19 protein-coding genes are annotated in these 26,352 nt (G+C 64.0%); 10 read left to right on the top strand and 9 right to left on the bottom strand.

From position 1 onward, the window contains the following. Positions 1 to 46: 46 nt before the first annotated feature. The 9 genes from LQV39_RS04075 to puuE form a co-directional block, all read right to left on the bottom strand. The gene (locus tag LQV39_RS04075) at positions 47 to 1,108 is read right to left on the bottom strand and encodes a S1/P1 nuclease (RefSeq protein ID WP_230020463.1); all 1,062 of its coding nucleotides are present in this window, start codon (positions 1,106 to 1,108) and stop codon (positions 47 to 49) included. Between the two features lie 47 nt (positions 1,109 to 1,155). Continuing rightward, positions 1,156 to 2,850, bottom strand: coding sequence for a bifunctional UDP-sugar hydrolase/5'-nucleotidase (locus LQV39_RS04070; protein WP_230020462.1), 1,695 nt, complete (start codon positions 2,848 to 2,850; stop codon positions 1,156 to 1,158). Positions 2,851 to 2,928: 78 nt separating this feature from the next. Further along, positions 2,929 to 5,325 (bottom strand): TonB-dependent receptor, encoded by a 2,397-nt coding sequence (locus LQV39_RS04065; protein ID WP_230020461.1) that lies wholly within the window; start codon positions 5,323 to 5,325, stop codon positions 2,929 to 2,931. A gap of 469 nt (positions 5,326 to 5,794) precedes the next feature. Then, entirely contained in the window at positions 5,795 to 7,279 is a 1,485-nt protein-coding gene (locus tag LQV39_RS04060; protein ID WP_230020460.1) for an adenosine deaminase, read from the bottom strand. A gap of 29 nt (positions 7,280 to 7,308) precedes the next feature. Beyond that, on the bottom strand, positions 7,309 to 8,613 hold the full coding sequence (gene guaD, locus LQV39_RS04055; protein WP_230020459.1) for a guanine deaminase: 1,305 nt from the start codon (positions 8,611 to 8,613) through the stop codon (positions 7,309 to 7,311). A gap of 7 nt (positions 8,614 to 8,620) precedes the next feature. Next, positions 8,621 to 9,631, bottom strand: a complete 1,011-nt coding sequence (gene xdhC, locus LQV39_RS04050) for a xanthine dehydrogenase accessory protein XdhC (RefSeq protein ID WP_230020458.1) — start codon at positions 9,629 to 9,631, stop codon at positions 8,621 to 8,623. Between the two features lies 1 nt (position 9,632). Continuing rightward, positions 9,633 to 11,963, bottom strand: a complete 2,331-nt coding sequence (gene xdhB, locus LQV39_RS04045) for a xanthine dehydrogenase molybdopterin binding subunit (protein WP_230020457.1) — start codon at positions 11,961 to 11,963, stop codon at positions 9,633 to 9,635. A gap of 12 nt (positions 11,964 to 11,975) precedes the next feature. Continuing rightward, complete coding sequence (gene xdhA, locus LQV39_RS04040; RefSeq protein WP_230020456.1) at positions 11,976 to 13,451, bottom strand: xanthine dehydrogenase small subunit; 1,476 nt, start codon at positions 13,449 to 13,451, stop codon at positions 11,976 to 11,978. Positions 13,452 to 13,657: 206 nt separating this feature from the next. Continuing rightward, positions 13,658 to 14,611, bottom strand: a complete 954-nt coding sequence (gene puuE, locus LQV39_RS04035; protein WP_230020455.1) for an allantoinase PuuE — start codon at positions 14,609 to 14,611, stop codon at positions 13,658 to 13,660. 120 nt (positions 14,612 to 14,731) lie between these two features. On the opposite strand from puuE, the gene uraH reads away from it, so the two are divergent. The 10 genes from uraH (at position 14,732) to LQV39_RS03985 (ending at position 26,301) form a co-directional block, all read left to right on the top strand. Next, positions 14,732 to 15,085, top strand: a complete 354-nt coding sequence (uraH, locus tag LQV39_RS04030; RefSeq protein ID WP_230020454.1) for a hydroxyisourate hydrolase — start codon at positions 14,732 to 14,734, stop codon at positions 15,083 to 15,085. A gap of 57 nt (positions 15,086 to 15,142) precedes the next feature. After that, the gene (locus tag LQV39_RS04025; RefSeq protein WP_230020453.1) at positions 15,143 to 15,700 is read left to right on the top strand and encodes an ATP-dependent Clp protease proteolytic subunit; all 558 of its coding nucleotides are present in this window, start codon (positions 15,143 to 15,145) and stop codon (positions 15,698 to 15,700) included. Positions 15,701 to 15,951: 251 nt separating this feature from the next. Then, positions 15,952 to 17,199 carry a hypothetical protein gene (locus LQV39_RS04020; protein ID WP_230020452.1) on the top strand — a complete coding sequence of 416 codons (1,248 nt, stop codon included), beginning with the start codon at positions 15,952 to 15,954 and terminating at the stop codon, positions 17,197 to 17,199. An 18-nt stretch (positions 17,200 to 17,217) separates the two neighbouring features. Further along, a complete protein-coding gene (locus LQV39_RS04015; protein WP_230020451.1) occupies positions 17,218 to 17,625 on the top strand; it encodes a hypothetical protein in 408 nt (135 codons plus the stop codon). Between the two features lie 70 nt (positions 17,626 to 17,695). Further along, on the top strand, positions 17,696 to 19,261 hold the full coding sequence (locus tag LQV39_RS04010; protein WP_230020450.1) for a methyl-accepting chemotaxis protein: 1,566 nt from the start codon (positions 17,696 to 17,698) through the stop codon (positions 19,259 to 19,261). Positions 19,262 to 19,444: 183 nt separating this feature from the next. After that, complete coding sequence (locus tag LQV39_RS04005; RefSeq protein ID WP_230020449.1) at positions 19,445 to 20,743, top strand: HlyC/CorC family transporter; 1,299 nt, start codon at positions 19,445 to 19,447, stop codon at positions 20,741 to 20,743. Between the two features lie 317 nt (positions 20,744 to 21,060). Next, positions 21,061 to 22,791: a type IV-A pilus assembly ATPase PilB gene (gene pilB / locus LQV39_RS04000; RefSeq protein WP_230020448.1), complete on the top strand. Its 1,731-nt coding sequence runs from the start codon at positions 21,061 to 21,063 to the stop codon at positions 22,789 to 22,791. A gap of 20 nt (positions 22,792 to 22,811) precedes the next feature. Continuing rightward, a complete protein-coding gene (locus LQV39_RS03995; RefSeq protein ID WP_230020447.1) occupies positions 22,812 to 24,047 on the top strand; it encodes a type II secretion system F family protein in 1,236 nt (411 codons plus the stop codon). Between the two features lie 299 nt (positions 24,048 to 24,346). Continuing rightward, a complete protein-coding gene (locus tag LQV39_RS03990; protein ID WP_230020446.1) occupies positions 24,347 to 25,630 on the top strand; it encodes a DUF3472 domain-containing protein in 1,284 nt (427 codons plus the stop codon). 23 nt (positions 25,631 to 25,653) lie between these two features. After that, complete coding sequence (locus LQV39_RS03985) at positions 25,654 to 26,301, top strand: choice-of-anchor J family PEP-CTERM protein (protein ID WP_230020445.1); 648 nt, start codon at positions 25,654 to 25,656, stop codon at positions 26,299 to 26,301. Positions 26,302 to 26,352: the final 51 nt, after the last annotated feature.

The raw sequence follows: 26,352 nt of genomic DNA, 5'->3' as shown, positions 1-26,352 counted from the left end.
GGCGTTCCATGATTGCTGCGTGGGCACGGTGTGCCCACCCTACGGTTTATTGGTAGATCGCCTGCAGCAGCTGCGCCAGATGATACCCACCCTTGATCAGCTGGGTCTTGGCGATCTGCGAACTCGGCACCGGGTAGTTCTGCGGCACTTCCAGGCTCCAGGTGTAGTAGGTCTCGCCCTTCTTGCTCACCTGCGGCGTGATCTTGCCGACAGTGACGCCGTCGAAGGCCTGCTTGGACACGGCCAGCGCGTCGTCCGCCCACTGGTACGGCCAGGTCGCGAGGTCGCCGGTGGCCGAAGCGATCGCCGGCTTGCCGTCGATCGCGGCCTGCGCGAACTTTTCCGGGGTCCTGGTCTGGATGCGGCGGAAGGCGTAGTTGACGGTGGTGCTGTCCCAGTAGGAGTGGAAGGGCTTGGTCAGCGCCTTCGGCACGCCTTCCTTGAGCGGCTTGGCTTCTTCCGGCGGGATGACGTCGGACAGGCTCGCGACCAGGCTGGTGAGCTTGGCGTCGTCCATCAGGAAGTTGTTGCCGCCGCGCGAATCGAAGACCGCGGTCTCGTCGATCTCGGCCTTGGTCTTCGGAACCACGAACTTGCCGTCCTTGCTGACGAAAGCGGCGCCCACGTGCAGCGGCTGGTGGATGTCGCCGGTCATGTGGGTGATCAGGATCAGGGCCTGGCGCCTGGTGAACTTGTGCGGGTTGGTGGCCGGAGTGTCCTTGCCCTGCAGGACGGCGATCGCCTGCTTCAGGGTCTGCACGATGTCGTCGTCGGCGGTGCCGGCGGCGCCGTCATGATAATGATCCAGCTGGAACGGCACGTCGGTGTAGTGGTACTCGCTGTGCTTCGGGTTGGCGTTCACGTAGTCGATCATGTCCTGGCTCTGCGGGCCGCAGTAGGTGCCCTTCACGCAGTCCGGCCAGGTGGAAACCGATTCCAGGGTTTCGCCCGGCAGCAGGATGGACTTGATCTGCTGTTCGGCCTTGCTGCCCTTGAGCAGCTTGTCGGCGATGGCGCCGACCGCGCGGTGGCCGTCGGTGCCCCAGGCGAGCGCATTGGTCGAAGCGAAAGCGCCTGCCAGCGCGAGTACACAAGCGAGTTTTTTCATGAGTGATTCCTTGGGTTGAACCTGTCTATTATCCGGCAATGCGCTTCTCAGCGCACCTTCTGAATGCGGGCCTGTGGCGCCGCCATCGATGCCGCGCCAAACTCCGGATGCTGCTTCATGTAGGCGATCAGGGCGTCGAGGTCGCGCATCTGCGTGTCCGAGCGGTTGACGCCCTTGGCCAGGGCCGGGAAGTTGTCGCCGCCGTCGGCCAGGAAGTTATTCGCCGCCACGCGGTAGGTCTTGGCGTCGTCGACCGGCACGCCGTTCACCTTCAGGCTGCCCGGCACCAGGCGCTGGCCGACCGGGCGCGTGCTGTCCCAGGCATAGGACAGGCTGTGCGAGACCTGCAGCATGTAGTGGCCGCCGCCCGGGCGGTCCCACTGCTGCTCCAGCGTGGCGCGCAGATTGGCGCCGCTCAGGTCCATCACGACCAGGGTATTCCCGAAGGGGAGCACGGCCTGGGCCTGGCCGAAGCTGACCACGCCCTTGTCGCCCACTTCCAGGTCCTTGCGGATGCCGCCCGGGTTCATGAAGGCCACCTGCACGCCCTGCTCGCGGGTGGCGGCCAGCGCGGCGTCGGCGATCAGGTCGCCCAGCGGCGATTCGCCGGCTTCGCTTTCCTTGCGCTGCACCGGGGCCGTGGCGCCGATGGTCGCCACCGGCTTGGCCAGTTCGGCGGTGCTGCGCGCGCGGACGCCCTGCAGGTAGGCCGCCAGCGCCGGATCGGGAGCGTAAGCGCCCGGCGCCATCACGACGTTGCGCACGTCGATGTCGCGCACGGCGCCGCTGGCCGGGTCGACCTGCATGCGGATGCGCGACAGCACGTGGCCGGCGTAGTCGGCCTGAGTCACGACGCGGCCGTCGACCTTGCACAGGTAACCCTTGTGCGAGTGGCCGGTGATGACCAGGCGGATCGCCGGATCGAGTTTCTTCACGATGCCGACGATCGGGCCTTCGAGGCCGTCGCAATACGTCTTGTCGAAAGGCTCGCCGGTATGGCCGCCCTCGTGGATCAGGACCACGAACACCTGCGCGCCCTGCGCGCGCATCGCCGGCAGGACCTTGTTGATCGAGTCGGCTTCGTCCAGGAAGGACAGGCCCTTGATGGCCGAGGCCACCGCCACCGACGGCGTGTCCTTCAGCACTGCGCCGATCAGGCCGACCTTGACGCCCTTGACATCGACGATGCGCCAGCCCGGCACCAGGTTCTTGCCGGTGGCCTGCTCGACGACGTTGGTGGCCAGGTAGCTGAAGCCGGCGCCCTTGAAGCCCGGCGCGAGCTGGCATGCCTTACTTGGCCGCGGCGAATCGCAGCCGCCGTGCTGCTGGCGCAGCAGTTCCTTGCTGCCCTGGTCGAATTCATGGTTGCCGAGCGAGCTCGCAACCAGGCCCATGCGGTTCATCGCTTCGATGCTCGGCTCGTCCGCCCACATCGAGGACAGCGCCGGGCTGGCGCCGACCAGGTCGCCGGCGGCGACGAACAGCAGGTCCTTGTCTTCCTTGCGGAAGGCGGCCATTGCCCCGCCCAGCACGTCGATGCCGCCGGCCTGGATGGTCTGTTTCTGGGCGCTGCCAGCCGGCGCATAGCTGTACTTGCTCGGTTCGAGGTTGCCGTGGAAGTCGTTCAGGGCCACCAGGTTGATGTCGACGCTGCGGGCGGCCGGTTGGTGGGAAGTGGCGCAGCCGGCTGCCGTGAAGGCGAACGCGAGGGCCAGGGCGGCAGTAGAGAGACGAAGGGCCATGTAAGTGTCAATACGAATGCAGGGATCAAAAAAAACAGGCCCGAAGGCCTGTTTTCATTTTACGGCATCAGCCTGTGATCAGATATCGACCGACAGGGTGACCGATGCGAAGCGCGGCGCGCCCAGGTAGTAACGCACAGTATTGCTGAAGATGCCCGGGTAGGCCAGCGCGTTGGTGACGTTGGTCGACGACGGGTTGCGGTACTGCTTGTTGGTGATGTTGCTGAGGTTCCACTGCAGCTTCGGGTTCTTCAGCAGGCCGTAGTTCGCGAACTTGTAGCCGCCGTCCAGCGAGAACGTGGTGTAGCCCGGTGCGGTCTCGTCGTTCAGCATGGTGGCTTGCTGTTCGCTGGTCGAACGTGCCTTGAGGCGGGCGTAGAAGCCACCGGTCGAGTACTCGAGCGACAGACCGGCCTTCCAGCGCGGGGTGTTCGGCATTTCCTTGCCGGACAGCGGCAGGGTAGCGGTCGAGCTGATGCGCAGGTCGTTCTTGATCTCGCTCTTCTGGTAACCCAGCGAGCCGTACAGCGACCAGCCGTTGATCGGCATGTTGTTCGCTTCGATCTCGAAACCGCGGTTACGCACGTCGCCGACGTTGGTGTAGCTGCTGGCCTGCGAGAACTCATCGAACGCAGTTGCCTGGCGGTTCTTGAAGTTCACGTCGAACACGGTCAGGGTGGCGATGTACTTGTTGTCCTGGTGGCGGTAGCCGATGTCGGTGTTCCACGAGGTTTCCGACTTCACGTCGCCCTTCAGGGTCGCAACGCCGTTGACGAACTGGACGTTGGTGCCGGCGTTACCGTAGACGAAGTTCGGCGGCGCCTTCATGTTCTTGGCAAGCGACGCGAAGATCTGGTCGTCGTTGGTGATGCGGTAGCGGGCGCCCAGCTGCGGCAGGACCGAGCTGTAGGTCTTGGCGATACGGTAGGTACCGTAGGTGTTGCCTTCGCTCACGTTGTTGGTGACGTCACGCTTCAGGTGCGGGGTACGCACGCCGAAGTTGAAGGTCGCCTTGTCGTCGAACATGACGACGGTGTCTTGCAGGAATGCCTGCCAGCCGATGGACTTGGTCACCCAGTCGCGGAAGTTGTACGCGGTGCCATTCGGGCGGTCGATCGCATTGTCCTGCAGCCACGGATCGAAGCCGCCGTTGTTGTCCACCAGGACCATCGGGCTGGTCTGGCGGTGCTTGGCGTTCTCGTACCAGAAGCCGCCCAGGATGGTGTGGTCGCCCACGGTGTGGGTGACCGAGGCGGTCACGCCAGGACGGTTGGTGCGGGTCACGCTGGCATTGGCAATGACCACGGTGTCCAGGGTGTCGCCGTCACCGTTCAGGTCGACGCCGCCGTTGGTGTTGTAGCGGCCGTTGCTGCCGATGGTGTCGGTCAGGAAGCTGGTTTCCTTCTGGGCGCGCTGCTGGATGCCGCCGTTGCCGAAGCCGTACCAGTAGTAAGGTACGATCTTCAGGTCGGTATCGGCGCCCAGGCGGAACTTGGCGACTGCCGAAGCGATGGCGTTCTTGAAGGGGTTGCGCGACAGGCCGTAGTACGGCGGGGTTGCGACCGGGTCGGAACCTGCCTTGCCCGGGGTCGGGGCGGCGTGGCCAGGGAAGACCGCGGTGGTGTCGTACTCGTAGCCGTTCTTCTGCAGTTCGGCCAGGGTGATGTTGTTGATGTTGTTATTGTTCGCGTTGTTCCACAGGATGGTGGCGTGGATGTAGTTGAAGCGATCCCAGTCGTAGTTGAAGCCGCCGTCGATGTGCTCGCGATTGGCGCCGCCTTCACCCTTCCACTTCTTGGAATGGGCTTTCGAGTACGAGATGAATGCCTTCGAGTGGCCGTCCGGGAACAGGCCGGTGTCGTAGCGCACGAAGGTCTTGGACAGGTGCAGCTGACCCAGGGTCTGCATCACGCGAACGCGCTGCTTGTTTTCCGGGTTGCAGGTGATGATGCCGAAGTTACCGCCGGTGGCGCCGACTTGCGGCGAATCCACGTCGGTCGAACCCTGGGTCACGAATTCCGAGCAGGTGTTTTCCTGGTCGACGTATTCTTGCGGGTAGACCGAGAACGAACCCGAGTCATTGACCGGCACGCCGTTGATGGTGGCGCCGATCTGGTCGCTGTTGAAACCGCGCAGGGTCAGGCCGCCGCCGAACAGGCCGGTTGCGTCCATGTTGTAGCTGTTCACCGACGGCAGCATCTCGAGTGCTTCATAGGCGTTGCCGGTCGGGCGCTGCTTTTCCAGTTCCTCTGCCGTGATGGTCGAACGTGCCTTCGGCGCGTCTTCGGTAACCATCAGACCCATACCAATCTTCTTGCCGGTGATGACGACTTCGCGCATCTGGCCAGCGTCGGCGTCAGTCTTCTGCGTCGTCGAAGTTTGGGCGTTGGCCGCGGCCGCGAAGCATGCCAGCTGGCATGCCACAGCGATCAGGCTGAGGCGCAACTTGGGTTGTTGATGAAAAGCGGATTGCATTAAGGTACTCCCTAGAGTGTTATTGTAAAAACGACAACAGCAGTTTTGACCCTGCGAAAATCTATGGGGAGGGACGACCCTCCGGCTTTGAAGCACGGCAGTATAGGAAGCGGATATGTCAGATTGATGACATGACGACAATCTGCGGAAACTTGCAAATTTATCTAGCCGCGCCACCCGATCATGCATGAGCCCACCATGCGTGACAAATATGATTTCCGTCGGCAATTTATATGTTGACCATATAAATAAGGAGCGAAAATCATGTTTTTCTGGGTTTTTCCCCTGCAAACATGCATAAGCACTGTCGGCGGGATTATAAGGGAGGCATGCTTATGAGAAATCACAAACCGCGAAATTCTCAAATTCTGTCCTTTTGGCAAAAGATTTTTGTCGTTTAGGCGAGACAGATTTGAATTTTTGGCAAGATTTTACCCATCCGGTGAGTATGCCGGATGGGTAAAACAGATTACTTGGCGGCGCGCGCCTTGCGGTCCAGGGCGACCACGCCGGCCTCGAATCTGGCGAAACGCTCGTCCAGCTGGCGGGTCAGGCGGGACTTGTCGGCCGCCGGCAGGAAGGAATAACGGATGCTGTTGTAGGACGCTTTCTTGACTTCCGCATAGCTCGGCTTGTAGCGGCTGGCGAACAGCACGTACTCGTTGGCCAGGTTGTGGCGGGTCACGCCGGCGTCGTCGGTCGAGATCACATAGGGCACGCCGTACTTGCGGTACAAGGTGACCGGGTGGTTCTCCCCTTTCACACCGTTGATGAAGCCATTCGAGGTCAGGTTGATCTCGACCGGGATGTCCTTATCGCGCATGCGCTGCATGATGGCGGCGGCGTTGGTCTCGTGCGCGAGGTCGATGCCGTGGCCGATGCGGTCGGCGCCGGCCAGGTTCAGGGCTTCGTCGATGTGGTACTGCAGGTCTTCCGGCGGCACGTCGCCGAGCGCCAGTTCGCCGGCGTGCAGGGCCACCTTGACGTCCGGGTAGACCGACTTCAGGAAGCGGAACATCTTCATGTGCAGCGTGTAGTCGCGCATCGAGACCATCTGGCTTTCCTGGCCGACGATGTTGACGCCCACGATCTTGCTGTCCTTCCTGGCCGCCTTGAAGCCGGCCAGCATCGAGGAAAACACCTGGGACGGGTTCAGCAGGCGCAGCACATAGGTCTGGTAGCGCATGGTGAAGCGCTCGTCGTCGATGCCGGCGGCGGCTTCGTCGATCTTTTTCACGAAGTCGTCGATCGACTGGCTGAACTTCTGGTCACCGTCCAGCTGCGCCATCCAGGCGCGCATCTGCGCTTCGAAGGCTTTATCGTCCTTCGCGTTCTGCCAGGCCTGGGCGTCGAATTCTTTATTGACGACGAACGGCGACATCTTGAACATCGTCTCGATGTAGCCGACGTTCTCGCGGATGGCGCGCTCCTTGATCTCGACCAGGCCTTCGTGGAAGTTGGCGTTCGAGACCGGGCCGAAGTAGCCGAAGGTCTGGAAGAACTGGCGGTCCGGCGGCGCCTGCAGGGCGCCGTGGTTATAAAAATCCTTGCTCGACCAGCGCTGCAGCAGCTCGCGGTAGGTGAAGTCGTCGGCGTAGACGTCGGCGCTGCCGAGGCAGTTGCGTTCCTTCGGCTGCTTGTTGCGCTCGGCCTCGACCACCGCCGGTTTGGTCTCGATCTTGTAGGTCTGCTTGTCGACGCAATAGCCCTGCTTGTCGAGGAAGTCGACATAGGTCTCGGCGTAGATCGCGCCCGAGTAGTGGTGGTGCAGGTCCCCGCCCTTGGGCATCTGGGTGAAGAACATGGTCAGCTCGGCCGTCTTCGGCTCGCCGGCGATCAGGGCCGCGTAGTGGCGCGCGGTGGCGGCCTCGTTGGCGTTGGCGGCGTTCGGGCGCGCATCGGCGGTGGCGGCGAGGGCCAGGCTCAGAGCCGCGGCGAGGAGAATCTTCTGCATATGTGCTTTCGGTCGGTCCAGGGGAAACCTCAGGGCAGCGTCCTGTCGTGCACCAGACTGCCGGACGCATAAGTGGCGCGGACGGCGCGGTCGTCGCCCAGCAGGGCCAGCGCAAACAGGGTCTCCTCGAGCGTATTGCTGTGCGCGGTGCGGCGCGCCAGCAGCGGCGTGGCTTTCGGGTCGAGCACGATGAAATCGGCCTCGACGCCGGGGGCGAAATTCCCGATCGTGCCCTCGAGCTGCATGCTGCGTGCGGCGCCCAGCGTGGCGAGGTAGAACATGCGCAGGGCCGGGAGGTAGCTGCCTTTCAGTCGCGCAACTTTATACGCTTCATTCATGGTTTGCAACATCGAGAAGGAGGTACCCGCCCCCACGTCCGTGCCCAGCGAGACCAGCGCACCGGCCTTGTCGGCGCGCGCGATGTCGAACAGGCCGCTGCCCAGGAACAGGTTCGAGGTCGGGCAGTGGGAAATGGCCGCGCCGGTTTCCCCCATGCGTGCGAAGTCGGCGTCGTCCAGCCAGATGCAGTGGCCGTACATGGCGCGCGGACGCATCAGGCCATAGTGGTCGTAGACGTCCAGGTAGCTGCGGCGCTGCGGGAACAGCTCGCCGACCCACTTGCACTCGTCCTGGTTTTCCGAGACGTGGGTCTGGATGAAGGTGTCCGGATAGGCGCGCGCCAGTTCGCCGGTGGCGGCCAGCTGGGCCTCGGTCGATGTCGGGGCGAAACGCGGGGTAATAGCGTACATCGCCCTCCCCTTGTTGTGCCAGCGCTTGATCAGCTCTTCGCTCTCGCGCAGGTCGGCGGTGTCCTGCAAAAAGTCCGGGCAGTGGCGGTCCATCAGCACCTTGCCGCCGCCCATGCGCAGATTGCGGGCGGTGGTCGCCTCGAACAGCGCGTCCACCGATTCCTTGTGCACGGTGCAGTAGACCAGGGCCGTGGTGGTGCCGTTCCTCAGCAGCTCGTCGAGGAAGAAGTCGGCGGTGGCGCGGCCGTGCGCCGGATCGCCGAACTGGCGCTCGGTCGGGAAGGTGAAATTCTCCAGCCAGGGCAGCAGGCCCGGGGCCGGCGAGGCGATCATGTCGGTCTGCGGGAAGTGCAGGTGCGTGTCGATGAAGCCGGGCACGATGATCTTGCCGCGGTAGTCGATTACCTCGACGCCTTGCGGCAGGCTGGCTTGCAGCTGCGCGTAGTCGCCGGCCGCCTTGACATGGCCGTTCTCGACGATCAGCAGGCCATCCGCATGCCAGGCGTAGGCATCCTCGGCAAAGGCCGGATCGGCGTGAAAATGCAGCAGGCTCGCTCGGTAGGCCTGCAGGTTCCGGGTGTCCATGGACATATTAAAGTATTCCTGTTGAAGCTTTGGTAGCGGTGCGGGTTTCCCACACCATCAGCAACTGCGCGGCCACGGCGACGGCGATCACGGCGGGCTGCTTGCCTTCGATGCCGGGCACGCCGATCGGGCAGACCATGGCATCCAGGCGCGCCTGAGTGATGCCGCGGTCGCGCAGGCGGTGCTCGAACTGCTTGCGTTTGGTTTGCGATCCGATCAATCCGAACCAGTCCTGATCGAAGGACGGGCGCTTCAGGATCGCGTCGGCCAGGCGCTGGTCGAGCGCATGGCTGTGCGTCATGACGAGGAAGCTGGCGCCCGGTGGGGCCTGCTCCGCCAGCGCTTCCGGGGTATCGGTCGCTTCGATTGTGACGTTGGCCGGGACCTGCGCGGGGAACAGGTCCTCGCGCTCGTCGACCCAGGTCACGCGGCAGGGCAAATCGGCCAGGGCGCGCACGATGGCCGCGCCCACGTGGCCGGCGCCGAACAGCATCAGGTGCTCGTGCGGCGCTTCGACCTTGTCGACCAGCCAGCGGCGCCCGTCGGGACCGCGCATTATATGCGTAAAATTCGGGGCGCCTTGCGTGCCTGTAAAGGCCGGAGCCGGTTCACCGTGGATTTGTTGTCTGCTTGCGTCGAACAGGGCCCGGTCGGGGGCGCCGTCAATTGCTACGAGACGCCAGCTGTCTTCATGCGGGCGTTCGGCCAGCACTTTTGCGTGGCCGGCATCGAGCAGCTCGAAAGCCAGTTGCACCACCCCGCCGCAGCACTGCCCCAGGCTGGGGCCGAGCGGGAAGCGTTCCAGGCGGCGGGCCTCAAAGCTCGCCAGCATGGCGCGCGCGGTCTCGCAGCCACGCAGCTCCAGGTGGCCGCCGCCGACCGTGCCCCACTGGCGCGTCGCGTCGACCAGCATCCTGGCGCCGGGTTCGCGCGGCACCGAGCCTTCGACCGCGGCCACCGTCACCAGCACAGCATGGAGCCCGGCATCCGATGCCGCAGCTTGCAGCCAGTCTTCCATCTCAGGCGCTCGCCTCTACCGCGGCAACGGCCTTGAGGATAGCTTCACAGGTCGCCGGCGCGTTCAAGGGTGGATTCACCTTGTGCTGGCCCACGCTGGAAATAGCGTCGCGGATCGCGAAGAACACCGAGAAAGGCAGCAGCAGCGGCGGCTCGCCCACGGCCTTCGAGCGGTGGATCGAATCCTCGACGTTGCGGTTCTCGAACAGGCGCACGCGGAAGTCTTCCGGGCAGTCCGAAATCGCCGGGATTTTATAAGTGGACGGCGCGTGCGTCATGAGCTTGCCGCCATCGTTCCACCACAGCTCCTCGGTGGTCAGCCAGCCCATGCCCTGGATGAAGGCGCCTTCGACCTGGCCGATATCGATGGCCGGATTCAGCGATTTACCGGCGTCGTAGAGCGCATCGGCGCGCAGCAGCTTCCATTCCCCGGTGAGGGTATCGACGACCACTTCCGAGACCGCGGCGCCGTAGGCGAAATAGGAGAAGGGACGGCCGGTCATGGTCTTCGGGTCCCAGGACAGGCCGGGGGTGGCGTAGTAGCCGTCCGACCACAGCTGGGTGCGCGCCAGGTAGGCTTTCGCCACCAGCTCGCCGAAGGGAATCTCATGGCCATTCACGAACACGGTATCGGCCGCAAAGCGCACTTCGTCCACCGCGCCGCCGTACAGCTTGACCGCAAAGGCGGCCAGGCGTTCGCGGATCTGGCGCGCAGCATCCTGGGCCGCCTTGCCGTTCAGGTCCGCGCCGGTGGAAGCCGCGGTGGCCGAGGTGTTGGCGACCTTGCTGGTATTGGTGGCGGTGATGCGCACCCGGGACATAGCCACGCCCAGTTCGTGCGCCACCACCTGCATCACCTTGGTGTTGACGCCCTGCCCCATCTCGGTGCCGCCGTGGTTGACCAGGATGGAGCCGTCCACGTACACATGCACCAGCGCGCCGGCCTGGTTCAGGTGGGTGACGTTGAAGGCGATGCCGAATTTGACGGGCGTGAGCGCCAGGCCCTTCTTCAGCACCGGGCTGCTTGCGTTGAAGGCCTCGATGTCTTCGCGGCGTTTGCGGTATTCGGAGGTCGATTCCAGCTCGTCCACCAGCTCATGGATCACGTTGTCGACGATGACCTGGCCGTAAGGCGTGACGTTGCGCTCGTCCTTGCCGTAGAAATTCAGCTTGCGGATGTCGAGCGCATCGCGGCCGAGATTGCGGGCGATCTCGTCGAGCACGTACTCCATCGCGATCGCGCCCTGCGGGCCGCCGAAGCCGCGGAAGGCGGTGTTCGACTGGGTGTTGGTCTTGCCGCAGGCGGCGCGGATGTCGACGTCGGACAAATAATAAGTATTGTCGAAGTGGCAGACGGCGCGCGTGGCGACAGGGCCGGACAGGTCGGCCGAATAGCCGGCGCGCGAGACCATGTCGACCTTCGCCGCGACGATGCGGCCCTCGCCGTCGTAGCCGACTTCGTATTCGTAGTGGAAGCAATGGCGCTTGCCGGTGACCAGCATGTCGTCGTCGCGGTCGGCGCGCAATTTGACGGCGCGGCCCGTCAGCCTGGCCGAGATGGCGGCCGCCGCGGCCCACAGCGCCGACTGCGATTCCTTGCCGCCGAAGCCGCCGCCCATGCGCCGGCACTCGACCACCACGTGGTGCGAATGCAGGCCGAGGGCGTGCGCGACCACGTGCTGCATCTCGCTCGGGTGCTGGGTCGAGCACTGCACCAGCATGCCCTCGTTTTCCTGCGGGATGGCGTAGGCGATCTGGCCTTCGAGGTAGAACTGTTCCTGGCCGCCGACGTGCAGCTCGCCTTTGACGGTGTGCGGCGCTGCTTCGTACGCTGCCTGCGCATCGCCACGGGCGAGGTGCATGGGCGGGAGCACATAGGACTGCGCCTTGCGTGCGGCCTGCGGGGTCAGGATGGCCGGCAGTTCTTCATACCTCACGACGCCCTTCTTCGCGGCGCGCCGCGCATTGTCGTGCGTGTCCGCGACCACGATGAAGACCGGCTGGCCCACATACTGCACCAGGCCATCGGCCAGGATGGGGTCGTCGTGGATGATGGGGCCGCAATCGTTGGTGCCGGGGATGTCTTGCGCGGTGTAGACGGCGGCCACGCCGCGGCTGGCGCGGACTAGCGCCAGATCCATTGCGATGATCTTCGCGTGCGCCTTGCTGGACAGGCCCAGCGCCGCATGCAGGGTGCCGCGGACCTCGGCGATATCGTCCGTGTAGTCGGCCTGGCCGAGCACGTGCAGGCGCGCCGATTCGTGGGCCTTCGAGACGCCGACCGCGCTCCACGCCGCCGTCTTCTTTCCTTCCGGTGCGCTCATGTCGTTCATGGTCGGATCTCCTCAGGCGCTCAGTTGCGCAAACACGTTCAATGCTTCGGCGGGCAGCGGGTTGTCCAGCCGCGTTTCGAGCCAGAAGCGGCGCAGGAGGTTCTGCGCGCCCTGCATGCGGTAGTTGTTCGAGGCGCGCATGTCGCTCAGCGGGGCGTAATCCTTGGCCAGTGCGGCCATCGCCTCCTTCATCGCTGTCTCGTCCCAGGCGCGGCCGTTCAATGCGGCTTCGGCCAGCGCCGCGCGTTTCGGGGTTGCGGCCATGCCGCCGAAGGCGATGCGGGCTTCCTTGACGATACCGCCGTCCAGCTCGACGGCAAACGCGGCGCACACGGCCGAGATGTCCTGGTCGAAGCGCTTCGCCAGTTTATAGGTGCGGAAGGCGATGTTCGCGCGCGGCAGCGGGATGCGCAGCGCCTGCACGAATTCGCCCGGCTGCAAATCCTTCTGCTGGTAGCCGAGATAAAAGTCTTCCAGCGCCAGTTCGCGTTCGCCGTTCGGGCCGCGCAGCACGATGGAGGCACCAAGCGCGATCAGCCAGGGCATGGAATCGCCGATCGGCGAGCCGTTGGCGACATTGCCGCCCAGGGTGCCGGCGTTGCGGATGGGGAGCGAGGCGAAGCGCTGCCACAGTTCGCTGAGCTCCGGATAGCGCGCGCAGATGGCGGCGTAGGCGTCGTTCAGCGTGACGCCGGCGCCGATCTCGAGCATGTCATCTTGTTGACGCACGCTTTTCAGTTCTTCGACGTGGCCGAGGTAGATGATGTCTGTGAGTTCGCGCATCTGCTTGGTGACCCACAGGCCGACGTCGGTCGAACCGGCCAGCAGCACCGCTTGCGGATGGGCGGCGCGCGCCGCTACCAGCTCGTCGACGGTGCGCGGGGCGTGGAAGGTCTGGCCCTGGGCGATGTAGACGGTGCCCGCTTCATGCTGCAGGCCGCGCAGGGTATTCGCCAGCGCTTCGCGGTCGAAGTCCACGCGCGGCAGTTCCGTCATGCGGCGGGCGGCATCGATGATAGGACGGTAGCCGGTGCAGCGGCACAGGTTGCCGGACAGGGTGTCGTCGATCTCGCGGCGCGAGGGGCATTCGGACGAGCCCTGCTCGTCCTTTTTCAGGTACATCCCCCACAGCGACATCGCGAAACCCGGCGTGCAGAAGCCGCACTGCGAGCCGTGGCATTCGACCAGCGCCTGCTGCACGGGATGCAGCTGGCTGCCCTGCGCCAGGTCTTCGACCGTGAACAAGGCCTTGCCGTCCAGGGTCGGCGTGAACTGGATGCAGGAATTCACCGCCTTCATCTCGAGCTGGCCGTTCTCCAGCGAGCCGATCACCACGGTGCAGGCGCCGCAATCGCCCTCGGCACAGCCTTCCTTGGTGCCGGTGCAATGCAGGTCTTCCCGCAGGTGCTGCAGGACGGTCTGCGTGGGGGAGACGTTGCTGACTTCCTGAACGGCTCCGCGGTAGAAGAATCGGATCGGTGTTGACATTGTTGCCTCGGATTTAACCCAGCTTGCGAGATTAACACCGGAGGGGGCGCTACTTATAAGTATTAGATGATTTTGGATATCATCAAAACTACATATAACCACTTCCGCTCGCATCGTCGCCCCCGCGAAGGCGGGGCCCAAGTTCTGCGTGCTCCGCGTTAACTCAACAAACTTGGGTCCCCGCCTTCGCGGGGACGACGTGGCGACTATTTAACGAAAGGGTGAACCGATTCCCAGTGCCGCGCAATATCAATCCGCCGCGTGATCCACACATGCTGATGCGTCAGCACATAATCCAGAAACCGCGCCAGCGCCGCCGCCCTTGCCGGCCGTCCAACCAGCCTGCAGTGCAAGCCAATCGACAGCATCTTCGGCTGGTTCAGCCCCTTCGGATCCCCTTCCGCATACAGCACATCGAAGGCATCCTTCAGATAGTCGAAGAACTGGGTCCCGGAATTAAAGCCCTGCATGGCCGCGAAGCGCATGTCGTTCGTATCCAGGGTGTAAGGCACCACCAGGTGCGGCCGCACCGCATGCCAGCCGTTTGCATCCGTGAACGGCACCTCGGTCCAGAACGGCAGATCGTCGCCGTAATGGTCGGCGTCGTAAACGAATCCGCCGTGCTCAAGCACCAGGCGCCGGGTGTTGGGCGAGTCGCGGCCGGTGTACCAGCCGAGCGGCGCTTCACCGGTGAGCTCGCGAATGATGTCGACCGCTTCCTTCATGTGGGCGCGCTCGGTGGCTTCGTCGACGTTCTGGTAGGAGATCCAGCGCAGGCCGTGGCAGGCGATTTCGTGGCCCAGCTCGCGGAAGGCCGCCACCGCTTCCGGGTTGCGCTTGAGCGCCATCGCCACCCCGAACACCGTCAGCGGCAGCTTGCGCTCCTCGAAGATGCGCAGCACCCGCCACAGGCCGGCCCGCGAGCCGTATTCGTAGAGCGATTCCATGCTCATGTGGCGCATGGGGAAAGCTTGCGCACCTATGATTTCGGAGAGAAAGGTCTCCGAATTCGCATCGCCATGCAGCACATTGTTCTCGCCGCCCTCTTCGTAGTTGAGCACGAACTGCAGGGCGACCCGGGCCTGGCCCGGCCATTGCGGATGGGGAGGCGTGCGGCCGTAGCCGATCAGGTCGCGCGGGTAATTGTCGTATGTGCTCATGGGGACTCGCAGGATGGAAGCTCAGGATGGAGAATATATTCCTCATCTTATATTGCAAGAAGCACAAAGGTATATCATCCCCCGCATAGCCGAGTTCAGGCCTCACATATAGGAAGAACCATGGGAAAACTCAGCACCCACGTGCTCGACACCACGCAGGGCAAGCCGGGCGCCGGCGTGAAGCTGGAGCTGTATGCGGTCGAGGGCGGCCAGCGCAGCCTCGTCAAGCAAGAGGTAACCAATAGCGACGGCCGCTGCAACGCGCCGCTGCTGGAGGGGGAGCAGCTCAAGGCCGGCCAGTACGAGCTGGTGTTCGCGGCCGGCGATTATTTCGCGGCCCAGGGCGTCGCCCTGCCCTCCCCGCGCTTCATCGACCGCGTGACGATCGCCTTCGGCGTGGCCGACCCGAGCCAGAATTACCATGTGCCGCTGGTGGTCACGCCCTGGTCCTATTCCACCTACCGGGGCAGCTGAACAAGGCGAAATCGCAAAACTTGCTATGCTTGAAGCGACTCAAAGGAGATAGCACGCATGGCTTTGCACGTCGTCCATTTCATCGGCCCCATCAACGCCACTTCTGCCTGCACGGTGCGCAACCTGTGCCTGCAGGCCCTGCAGAGTGGCGCCACTGAAATCGAACTGCACATGTCGACCGAAGGCGGCAATATGACGGCCGGCTTCGCCCTGTACTACTTCCTCAAGTCCCTGCCCCTGCCCCTCACCACCTGGAACGTCGGCAGCGTCGAATCGGTGGGCGTCGCCATCTTCCTGGCCGGCCACAAGCGCTACGCCTGTCCCGGCACCCGCTTCCTGATCCACCCGCTGCACTGGGGCTTCGGCAACCTGGTGGCGGCGGATCACGCCCGTATCTCGGAATGGCGCGACTGCCTCGACTTCGATGCCGAGCGCTATGCCGCCATCTTCGAAGAGGCCACGCGCGGCGCCAGATCACCGCACGACATCCGCGGCTACCTCACCGGCAGCTCCCGCATCTACACGGCCGACCAGGCCGTCGACGCCGGCATCGTCCACGCCGCCCGCCAGGCCCGTCTGCCGGAAGCCGGCACCACCTCCCACTGGTGGAACTGACATCCTTTCCGCGCCTGCATCGTTCAATATCTTTGAATCAATCAGACACCGCTTCCTGTCTGTTTAGCACAACAAAAAACACGCCAAATCCAGGGTGATTATTGGTGATTATTTATTTTCCTTGCGGCAAAAAAATACTGCCTGCTTACAATTAATTACAGGAAACCCACCGTGGCCCAATTCCCGCCACCGACTGCGTCCTAGAACAAGAACTCTCCCCGTCCGAAGTACGAAATTTGCAGGCTAATCCCATGAATAAACGCATTATTGCGGCGACTCTGCTCGCCCTGCCTCTGGCCGTCTCGACCGCTTACGCCCAGGATAGCGCCGGCGTGCGCATCAGCGGCTTCGGCACCGGCGCCCTGACCTGGACCAACAGCGACCAGGCCGAGTTCAGCCGTCCGAACCAGGCCAGCGGCGCCAGGAAAAACGTCACCACCGGCATCGATTCCAACCTCGGCCTGCAGGCCGACTACGCCGTCAACAGCTGGCTGTCCGTCACCGGCCAGGGCCTGGTGCGCAAGGATGCCGAAGACGACTTCGGCGCCGAACTGTCGTGGGCCTTCGCCAAGGCCAGGATCAATGACGAGCTGAGCGTGCGCGTCGGCCGCATCGGCCTGCCGGTCTTCATGATTTCCGACTACCGCAACGTCGGCTACGCCAACACCTTCCTGCGTCCGCCGAGCGAGCTGTACTCCCAGGTTCCCTTCAGCAGCATCGACGGCGCCGACGTCACCTGGCAGCACGGTTTCGGCGACACCACCGTCACCGCACAAGTTGCGTATGGCAACCGTGAAGGCCAACTGGTCGGTAACACTGTCGAGGCGCACCACGTGAGCGCCGTGAACCTGGTGGCCGAACGCGGTCCGCTGACGCTGCGCCTCGGCCGCGCCGACGCCAAGATGACCATCAATACCTCCGCTTCGCTGAACGGCCTGCTGGCTGGGCTGCGCAGCGCCGGCACTGGCTACCACTTCGCGCAGCTGAACCAGCTCGCCGACGACCTGCAGCTGAACAAGAAGAAGGCCTCCTTCACCTCGGCCGGCCTGGGCCTGGACTGGAACAACATCGTGGTCCAGACCGAGTACGCCAAGCGCAAGACCGACAGCTACGTCAACGACACCAGCGCCTGGTACGCGATGGCCGGCTACCGCTTCGGCAAGGTCCTGCCCTACTACATCCACTCGGAACTGAAGATCGACAGCGTCCCGGCCAACACCGTCCCGGCAAGCTGCCCGGCCGGCTACCCGGCGGCCTGCACCCCGACCATGGCGGTCCTGCGCGGCGGCGTCAACACCCTGAAGAATAACGGCATCGGCCAGGGCGAACAGACCACCGACACCATCGGCGTGCGCTGGGACTTCTACCGTTCGGTGGCCCTGAAGGCCCAGATCGACCGCGTCCGCCCGCAAAACGGCACCGGCCTGTTCCTGGCGCCGCAGCCCGGCTTCAAGGGCCCGGTCACCGTCGGCGCCGTCGCCCTCGACTTCGTGTTCTAAGGTTTGAGAAAGACACAGATGAAAGCACTAATCAAAACAAGCATCGCAGCAGCCGCCCTGGCGCTGGCCCTGCCGGCCATGGCCGAAGTGGTCGTCGTCGTCAACCCGAAGGCCTCCGAGTCCAGCATGACCAAGGACCAGGTCGCCGCTTTCTTCCTCGGTAAATCCTCGGCCATGACCCCGGTCGACCAGCCGGAAAGCGCCGCTATCCGCGCCGAGTTCTACAAGAAGGTGACGGACAAGGACGCTTCCCAGGTCAAGTCCCTGTGGTCCAAGCTGGTCTTCACCGGCAAGGCCACGATGCCGAAGGAAGCCGCCGACAGCGCCGCCGTCAAGAAGGCGGTGGCAAGCGATCCGAAGGCCATCGGCTACATCGAGAAGAGCGCAGTCGACGGCTCCGTCAAGGTGATCTACAGCGCCCAATAAGGCCTTACTTCATGCCCGCGCCCCGATCTTTTCCGGGCGCGGGTTGTTCATTTTCAGGAGACACGGCAGCATGAGCATCAAGCGCAGAATTTGGGCACTACCGGTTATCTCGACCATCATCTTCGGCCTGGGCGTGGCCGTCAGCGCGAGCATCGCGACCGGCGCCCTGAACTCCATCCACATGACCGAAAGCGTCGACTTCCCGGCCCTGGGCGCATCCAAGGCGCTGGCCGCCGAAATCGAAGCGGTCACCAACGGCCTGCGCGACGCCGTCAGCGAAGGCGACAAGGCGCGTGTCCCGCAGATCAACGAACTGGCCGGCAAGGTCCGCGGCCGCCTGGGCGAGATCGGCAAGATCGAAGGCCAGCAAGCCAGCGCCAAGCGCTTGAGCAAGGAATTCGAGGACTACTATGCCCCGGCGCTGTCCTCCGCCAGGATCATGCTCGAACTCGAGCAGGGCGACGCCCAGGCCACCGTCGGCAAGATGCAGGCCGCGCTGACTACCCTGAACGCGGACGTCGCCAAGTTTAACGAATCGGCCCAGCAGCAGTTCAAGGCCGGCATCGAACGCAGCGCCTCGAAGGTGCGCAGCGTCGTGACCTCCATCGTCATCACCGCGCTGATCGTGATCCTGGCCCTGGCCGTGGTCTCGTGGTTCGTGGTGCGCACCATCTGGCAGCAACTGGGCGGCGAACCGGCCTATGCGCGCGAGATCGCGCAGGGCGTGGCCGCCGGCGACCTGTCGATGGAAATCCGCACCGAGCCGGGCGACACCGGCAGCCTGCTGGTGGCGCTGAAGGAAATGCGCGCGCGCCTGGCCACCATGGTCGCCGAGATCAAGACCTCGGCCGAGACCATCTCGATGGCCAGCGCGGAAATCGCCAGCGGCAACGCCGACCTGGCCAGCCGCACCGAGTCGCAGGCCTCGAGCCTGGGCAACACGACTCGCGCGATGGAATCCCTCACCGACACCGTGCGCGCCAACGCCGCCAACGCCAACCAGGCGAACGAGCTGGTGGTCTCGGCCACCAGCATCGCCACCCGCGGCGGCGAAGTGGTGGGCAACGTGGTGCAGACCATGGGCTCGATCAGCGAATCGTCGAAGAAGATCGTGGACATCATCTCGGTCATCGACGGCATCGCCTTCCAGACCAATATCCTGGCGCTGAACGCGGCCGTCGAAGCGGCGCGCGCCGGTGAACAGGGCCGCGGCTTCGCGGTCGTCGCCGGCGAAGTGCGGACCCTGGCCCAGCGCTCGGCCGCCGCCGCCAAGGAAATCAAGGAACTGATCACCGCCTCGGTGTCGAAAGTCACGGCCGGCACTGCGCTGGTCGACGAAGCCGGCGCCACCATGGACCAGATCGTCAACTCGGTGCGCAAGGTGCACGACATCATGGCCGAGATCAGCGAAGCCGGCCAGCGCCAGAGCCAGGGCATCGAACAGATCGGCCGCGCCATCGACGACATGGACCAGACCACGCAGCAGAATGCGGCGCTGGTCGAGGAAGCCTCGGCGGCGGCGGAGTCGCTGAGCGACCAGACCGTGCAGCTGTCGAATGCGCTGGCGGTGTTCAAGCTGGATGACAGCCCGGTGCTGGCGGCGCCGGTTGCCGGGAAGCGTTTGGCGCTTCGCTAATAGATACCGTCGTTCCCGCGCAGGCGGGAACCCAAGTTTGCGTGCGTTACGTTAGTTCAAACAGAACTTGGGTTCCCGCCTTCGCGGGAACGACGTGTCAAACTGTACATACTAGCCAAACTTGCAGCCCCCACCCCATACCTTTAGAATCAGCCTTCCTTAGCTGCTTCTTCACGGTCAACCTTGGAAACCGTACCCCTTTGGGCGCTCGTCCTTGCCCTGGTCCTCCTGATTCTTTGCTCGGCCTTTTTCGCGATGGCGGAAACGGCCCTGATGGCGGCGAATAAATATCGCCTGCGCCACCTGGCCAAGCGCGGCCACCGCGGCGCCATCACTACCCTGTGGCTGCTGGAACGCACCGACAAGCTGCTGTCGCTGGTCCTGATTGCCAATACCCTGATCAATGCGATGGCCACCGCCCTGGTGACGGCGATCGCGATCCTGTCCTTCGGCCACGAGGAAGGCGTGATCACGATCGCCACCGCCAGCGTGGCCTTCCTGCTGATCGTGTTTGCCGAAATCGCGCCCAAGGTGATCGGCGCCACCTATCCGGAAAAGATCTCGCTGGGCACCAGCCTGGTGCTGCGGCCGCTGATGAAGCTGGCCAAGCCGGCGATCTGGTTCGTCAACCTGTTCGTCTCCGCCATCCTGCGCCCGCTGGGCATCCGCGCGAACGCCGACGCCCACCAGCAGCGCCTGTCGGCCGAGGAATTGCGCACCGTCGTGCTGGAAGGCGGCAATTTCATGCCGCAAAAGCACAAGAGCATCCTGCTCAACCTGTTCGACCTGGAAAAGATCTCGGTCGAGGACATCATGACGCCACGCCCCCAGATCGAAGCCCTGAACCTGGCCCGCCCGATCGAGGAAATCAAGGCCGAGCTGATCACCTGCTACCACCGCAAGCTGCCGGTCTACGAGGGAGAAATCAACCGCATCGTCGGCATCCTGCCGGTGCGCAAGACGGTCGGCCTGCTGAGCCAGTCCGATGAACCGACGGTCGAGGATTTCCGCGCCCTCCTGACCGAGCCCTACTTCATCCCGCAGGACACCGACGTCTTCACCCAGCTCCAGTATTTCCAGGAAAACAAGGAAAGGCTGGGCATCATCGTCGACGAATACGGCGAGGTGCAGGGTCTGGTGACGCTCGAGGACATCATCGAGGAAATGATCGGCGACTACACCACCTCGACCCCGGCCACCGCACGCGCCGACGCCATGGCCTGGAACGCGAAAGGCGAATGCCTGCTGGAAGGCAGCACGCCCCTGCGCGACATCAACAAGAAGCTGGCCCTGGACCTGCCGCTGGACGGCCCGAAGACGGTCAACGGCCTGCTGCTCGAACAGCTGCAGGAAATTCCCGAGTTCCCGATTGCGCTGAAGGTGGGTGGGGTCGTGATTGAAGTGGTGCAGGTGCAGAATCAGTCAATCAGAGTGGTGAAACTGTTAAGGCCGGTTGTTATCAAACGGTGGCTGGTAGCTTAAACCCGGCCCGCAACCTGTCAACGTCGTCCCCGCGAAGGCGGGGACCCAAGTTCTGCATGAGTTAACGAGACGCTGCAAACTTGGGTTCCCGCCTGCGCGGGAACGACGGTCGAGGGATGCAGGCCCTTTTCAGGAGCCCCCAATGTCACCACTTCCATGCTTGTCACCTCAGCAATACCATTTCGTCTACGTGGTATGCACGCCTCTCTCCCTACGTCAATCGCTTTACAAATCTGATGCCTACGGGCATCATCCAAAGCAGCCACCGGGCATGACCGTCCAGCCCGGCTCCTTGTCGCCACTCCGTCCCTGATCCTATGGCAGCAGTCCTCCCCAACACGACCGCAGGCACCGCATTGCCCGGGTTGGCGCGCGCCCTGGTCCAGGCTGGGCGCCTGAGTATGCCGCAGGCGGACGGCCTGCAGAAGAAGGCGGCGGCGGACAAGACCGGCTTCATCGACACCCTGCTGGGCGCCGGCCTCATCGACGCGCGCAGCCTGGCCGTGTTCTGCGCCGAGACCTTCGGCTACCCGCTGCTCGACCTCTCCACCTTCAGCGTGGATTCGCTGCCGGCCAACGCCATCGACGCCCGTCTGATGCAGGCCCAGCGCGTGATCGCGCTGGCCAAGCGCGGCAACAAGCTGTCGGTGGCGCTGTCCGATCCGACCAATTCCCAGGCCCTGGACCAGATCAAGTTCCAGAGCGAAGCCTCGGTCGAGCCGGTGATCGTGCCCCACGACACCCTGCTGGCCCTGCTGTCCACGCTGACCAAGAACGCCGAACAGAGCATCAGCGAACTGGTGGGCGACGACGCCGAGATCGAATTCGCGGAGGACGAGCCGCAAACGAGCCAGGCCGATGCGGCCGCCGCCACCGAAGTCGAGGACGCGCCCATCGTCCGCTTCCTGAACAAGGTGCTGATGGACGCGATCACGCTGGGCGCGTCCGACATCCACTTCGAGCCCTATGAAAAGCAGTACCGGATCCGCCTGCGCGTGGACGGCGTGCTGCGCGACCACCTGGCGCCGCCGCTGTCGATCCGCGACAAGCTGGTCTCGCGCATCAAGGTGCTGGCCAAGCTCGACATCTCCGAAAAGCGCGTGCCGCAGGACGGCCGCATGCGCCTGGTGCTGTCGGCAACCAAGACCATCGACTTCCGCGTCAGCACCCTGCCGACCCTGTTCGGCGAGAAGACGGTCATGCGTATCCTCGACGCCACCCAGGCGCAGATGGGCATCGACGCGCTCGGCTACGACCCGGACCAGAAAGCGCTGCTGATCGACGCCATCACCCGCCCCTACGGCATGGTGCTGGTGACGGGACCGACCGGTTCCGGTAAAACGGTCTCGCTGTACAGCTGCCTGAATCTGCTGAACAAACCGGGCATCAACATCTCGACCGCGGAAGACCCGGCCGAGATCAACCTGCCCGGCGTGAACCAGGTCAACGTCAACGAGAAGGCCGGCCTGACCTTCCCGGTCGCGCTGAAGGCCTTCCTGCGCCAGGATCCCGACATCATCATGGTCGGCGAGATCCGCGACCTCGAAACCGCGGACATCGCCATCAAGGCCGCCCAGACCGGCCACATGGTGTTCTCGACCCTGCACACGAACGACGCGCCGTCGACGCTGACGCGTTTGATGAACATGGGCGTCGCGCCCTTCAACATCGCCTCCTCCGTCATCCTGATCACCGCCCAGCGCCTGGCGCGCCGCCTGTGCACCTGCAAGCAGCCGCTCGAGGCCGAGCGCGAGGTGCTGAAGGCGGCCGGCTTCCGCGACGCCGACCTGGATGGCGACTGGAAGCCCTACGGCCCGGTGGGCTGCGAGCGCTGCCTGGGCTCGGGCTACAAGGGCCGGGTCGGCATCTACCAGATCATGCCGATTTCGCCGGCGATCGAGGCCCTGATCCTCGCCAACGGCAACGCGATGGAGATCGCCGCGGTAGCGGAAAGCGAAGGCGTGAACTCGCTGCGCCGCTCCGGCCTGATGAAGGTGAAACAGGGGCTGACCAGCCTCGAAGAAGTGCTCGGCTGTACCAACGAATAGTTTTAGAAACGGGACCACACATGGCAACTTCGGCCTCAGCGCGCAGCGGCGGCAGCGCCCAGATCAAGGAATTCGTCTACGCCTGGGAAGGCAAGGACAAGACCGGCAAGACCGTGCGCGGCGAGATGCGCGCCGGCGGCGAAACCATCGTCAACGTGACGCTGCGCCGCCAGGGCATCATGGTCACCAAGGTCAAGAAGAAGGCCTACCGCAGCGGCAAGAAGATCGTCGACAAGGACCTGACCCTGTTCACCCGCCAGCTGGCCACCATGATGAAGGCCGGCGTGCCGCTGCTGCAGTCCTTCGACATCGTCGGCAAGGGCCATTCGAACCCGTCGATGTCCAAGCTGATCATGGACCTGCGCGCCGACATCGAGACCGGCACCAGCCTGAACAACGCCTTCCGCAAATACCCGCTCTACTTCGACCCGCTGTTCTGCAACCTGGTGGGCGCCGGCGAGCAGGCCGGCATCCTCGAAGACTTGTTGACGCGCCTGGCCGTCTACAAGGAAAAGACCCTGGCCCTGAAGGCCAAGATCAAGTCGGCCCTGACCTACCCGATCGCGATCCTGGCGATCGCCTTCATCGTCACCGCCGTGATCATGATCTGGGTCGTGCCCGCATTCAAGGAGGTGTTCAGCAGCTTCGGCGCCGACCTCCCGACCCCGACCCTGGTCGTGATGGCGATGTCGGACTTCGTGGTGAAGTGGTGGTACATCATCTTCGGCTCGCTGTTCGGCGCCATCTACTTCTTCTTCCAGTCCTGGCGCCGCTCGCTCAAGATGCAGCAGGCCATGGACCGCCTGATGCTGCGCCTGCCGGTGTTCGGCGAAGTGATCCGCAAGGCGACCATCGCGCGCTGGACCCGCACCCTGGCCACCATGTTCGCGGCCGGCGTGCCGCTGGTCGAAGCCCTCGACTCCGTCGGCGGCGCCGCCGGCAACGCGGTCTACCTGGAAGCGACCAGGAAGATCCAGACCGAAGTCAGCACCGGCACCAGCCTCACGGCCGCCATGCAGAACGCCAACGTGTTCCCGAACATGGTGACGCAGATGGTCGCCATCGGCGAAGAATCCGGCGCGCTGGACGGCATGCTGGGCAAGGTGGCGGACTTCTATGAAGAGGAAGTCGATGAGGCGGTCAGTGCGCTGTCTTCGCTGATGGAGCCGATGATCATGGTGATTCTGGGGGTGCTGATTGGTGGCCTCGTCGTCGCGATGTATCTGCCGATCTTCAAGCTGGGGGCGGTGGTCTAAGAGCTGTTCTTAACCCGTCAACGGACCTGCCGGCTACGCGCCGCCAGGTCCGTTTTCTTTTGCGCAATCCAATCGAAAGATCAAAAAGCCGAATTTCACTCAAACGAAACTTAATAAGGCGATATTCATCGAATAAATCCATTTTATTTATCTTTTTGTTGACGATACTTTCCTTTGTTCGTAGATTACCTAGGCATACATAACAAAAAAGAAAGATTTTTAAACATTATCTTTCGTTTTATGTTGCATGGGTTTTCATCCCCGCTGCCGGGGCTTACGTCAAACACAAGGAGATAGGAATGGAACACAGGATCATGCTGTTGAAGGCAGCCGCCCTCGCCGCCGCCATGGCCGCCGCGCCGCTGTCGGCCCAGGCCGGCGATGCCGTCGTCGCGCTGGCCGGGAACGCCTTCATCACCAGCGCCGCGTCCAACGCCGCGGAAATCATCACCTCGAACGGCCTCGCCAACTGGACCAGCGCCGGCACGGTCACCAGCACCTACTTTCGAGTGGCCGCATCGCCGAACTGCTCGCGCAGCTGCCCGGCCACGGTGACGGTATCGCTCAATGCGCGCCTGGCGGGAAGCACGAAGAGCACCGTGCGCGTCAGCGTCAACGGCGTGCCCTTCGATGTGAAACTGTCCGGGAACGCCACCAAAAACTATGCAGTGGGCTCCCTGATCGTCCCCGCCGGCTACGTCAAGGTCGACCTGCAGGGCGTCAGCAAGGACGGCGGCTATTTCGGCGACGTGTCCTCGATCGGTGTCTCGACCGACGCCACGCTCAACTACGCGAACGATCCTGCGAATTACTACTGGTCCCGCCGTGGTCCCTCGGTGCATCTGGGCTTTACGGTGCCGGCGCAAACCGAGTACTTCTACAACGAGGTCACGGTGCCCCATGGCCAGGACAAGATCGGCTCCTATTTCATGGCCAACGGCTTCAACGGCGGCTACTTCGGCATGCAGGTGAAATCGCCGAGCGAGCGCTGGATGCTGTTCTCGGTCTGGGACGCGGACAGTGGCGCGAAGACGACCCTGGTCGGCAAGGGCGGCGGCGTGGTCGACAACGGCTTCGGCGGCGAAGGCACGGGCGGCCAGTCCTACCTGCGCTTTCCCTGGGTGGCCGGGAATACCTACCGTTTCATCACACGCGCGCACGCGGACGGCGCCGGCGGCACCGATTACTCGGCCTGGTTCTTCGCCCCCGAGACCGGTGTCTGGAAGTACATCGCCACCTGGAAGCGCCCGGCGACCGCCAACAGCTACCTGACCGGCGTCTACTCCTTCCTCGAGAACTTCATCGACACCAACGGCTACATGGAGCGCTCGGCCGACTACGGCAACCAGTGGGCGCGCACGGCTGCCGGCAACTGGAGCGAGATCACGACGGCCCGCTTCACCGGCGACGCCACCGCCGCCAACGCCCAGCGCATGGATTACGCCGGCGGCCTGCGCAACAGCCGCTTCTACCTGCGCAACGGCGGCTTCTTCAGCACCTACGTGCCGATCAACCAGAACTTCACGCGCCCGGCCACCGGCACGCCGCCTGCCGTCGACCTCAACGCCCTGCCGCTGCAGTGATCACAATCGTCCAGGAGACCCTCATGCTCAAACCACGGTTCAAACCATTCGCCTGCGCCCTCCTCCTCGCCTGCGCCGGCGCCGCCCAGGCCAACATCATCGAAAGCTTCGACGACGTCGCCGGCCTGGCCGCCAAAGGCTTCATCCTGCGCAATGCCAGCACGCCTGCCGGGACCAACGCTTTCTTCCAGGGGAACACCCGGGTGTTCGACGCGTATGACGGCGCGCCCAACGCCTACCTCGGCGCCAACTACAACAGCGCGGCCGCGGGCGGCAGCATCGACGACTGGCTGATCAGCCCCGAGTTCTCGACCACGTCCCGCGGCACCGTCTCCTTTTATGTGCGCGCTGGGGCGGATCCGGGTTATCTCGACAGCTTCCAGTTCGGCCTGAGCACGGGCGGCACCGGCGCCGCCGATTTCGTGCTCGGCGCGCTGACGGCGGCGCCCACCGGCGACTGGACCCGCTACACCCTGGACTTCGCCGGCACCGGCATCGCCGACAGCATCGGCCGCTTCGCGATCCGCTACACCGGCCCGGCCGACGACGCCAACTACATCGGCATCGACAGCCTGTCCGTGCAGTTGCCCGAGCCCTCGGCCTTCGCGCTGCTGGGCCTGGGCCTTGCGGGGCTTGGCGTGAGCCGCCGCCGCATCATCAAGCGCGTATAAAGTAAAAAGCCCGGCTGCTTCGACAAAGCAGCCGGGCTTTTCAAGCCGAAG

The sequence above is a fragment of the Massilia sp. Bi118 genome (genome assembly GCF_918697865.1).
In the GTDB taxonomy this organism is placed as follows: domain Bacteria; phylum Pseudomonadota; class Gammaproteobacteria; order Burkholderiales; family Burkholderiaceae_D; genus Telluria.
The sequence above is the reverse complement of the archived record's forward strand: the minus strand, read 5'-3'. Positions and strand labels throughout refer to the sequence as shown.

What these genes read in the sequence shown, in the direction of transcription:
- LQV39_RS04075 (WP_230020463.1), bottom strand. Translation starts at nt 1,108, where the DNA reads ATGAAAAAACTCGCTTGTGTACTCGCGCTGGCAGGCGCTTTCGCTTCG.
- LQV39_RS04070 (WP_230020462.1), bottom strand. Translation starts at nt 2,850, where the DNA reads ATGGCCCTTCGTCTCTCTACTGCCGCCCTGGCCCTCGCGTTCGCCTTC.
- LQV39_RS04065 (WP_230020461.1), bottom strand. Translation starts at nt 5,325, where the DNA reads ATGCAATCCGCTTTTCATCAACAACCCAAGTTGCGCCTCAGCCTGATC.
- LQV39_RS04060 (WP_230020460.1), bottom strand. Translation starts at nt 7,279, where the DNA reads ATGCAGAAGATTCTCCTCGCCGCGGCTCTGAGCCTGGCCCTCGCCGCC.
- guaD (WP_230020459.1), bottom strand. Translation starts at nt 8,613, where the DNA reads ATGGACACCCGGAACCTGCAGGCCTACCGAGCGAGCCTGCTGCATTTT.
- xdhC (WP_230020458.1), bottom strand. Translation starts at nt 9,631, where the DNA reads ATGGAAGACTGGCTGCAAGCTGCGGCATCGGATGCCGGGCTCCATGCT.
- xdhB (WP_230020457.1), bottom strand. Translation starts at nt 11,963, where the DNA reads ATGAACGACATGAGCGCACCGGAAGGAAAGAAGACGGCGGCGTGGAGC.
- xdhA (WP_230020456.1), bottom strand. Translation starts at nt 13,451, where the DNA reads ATGTCAACACCGATCCGATTCTTCTACCGCGGAGCCGTTCAGGAAGTC.
- puuE (WP_230020455.1), bottom strand. Translation starts at nt 14,611, where the DNA reads ATGAGCACATACGACAATTACCCGCGCGACCTGATCGGCTACGGCCGC.
- uraH (WP_230020454.1), top strand. Translation starts at nt 14,732, where the DNA reads ATGGGAAAACTCAGCACCCACGTGCTCGACACCACGCAGGGCAAGCCG.
- LQV39_RS04025 (WP_230020453.1), top strand. Translation starts at nt 15,143, where the DNA reads ATGGCTTTGCACGTCGTCCATTTCATCGGCCCCATCAACGCCACTTCT.
- LQV39_RS04020 (WP_230020452.1), top strand. Translation starts at nt 15,952, where the DNA reads ATGAATAAACGCATTATTGCGGCGACTCTGCTCGCCCTGCCTCTGGCC.
- LQV39_RS04015 (WP_230020451.1), top strand. Translation starts at nt 17,218, where the DNA reads ATGAAAGCACTAATCAAAACAAGCATCGCAGCAGCCGCCCTGGCGCTG.
- LQV39_RS04010 (WP_230020450.1), top strand. Translation starts at nt 17,696, where the DNA reads ATGAGCATCAAGCGCAGAATTTGGGCACTACCGGTTATCTCGACCATC.
- pilB (WP_230020448.1), top strand. Translation starts at nt 21,061, where the DNA reads ATGGCAGCAGTCCTCCCCAACACGACCGCAGGCACCGCATTGCCCGGG.
- LQV39_RS03995 (WP_230020447.1), top strand. Translation starts at nt 22,812, where the DNA reads ATGGCAACTTCGGCCTCAGCGCGCAGCGGCGGCAGCGCCCAGATCAAG.
- LQV39_RS03990 (WP_230020446.1), top strand. Translation starts at nt 24,347, where the DNA reads ATGGAACACAGGATCATGCTGTTGAAGGCAGCCGCCCTCGCCGCCGCC.
- LQV39_RS03985 (WP_230020445.1), top strand. Translation starts at nt 25,654, where the DNA reads ATGCTCAAACCACGGTTCAAACCATTCGCCTGCGCCCTCCTCCTCGCC.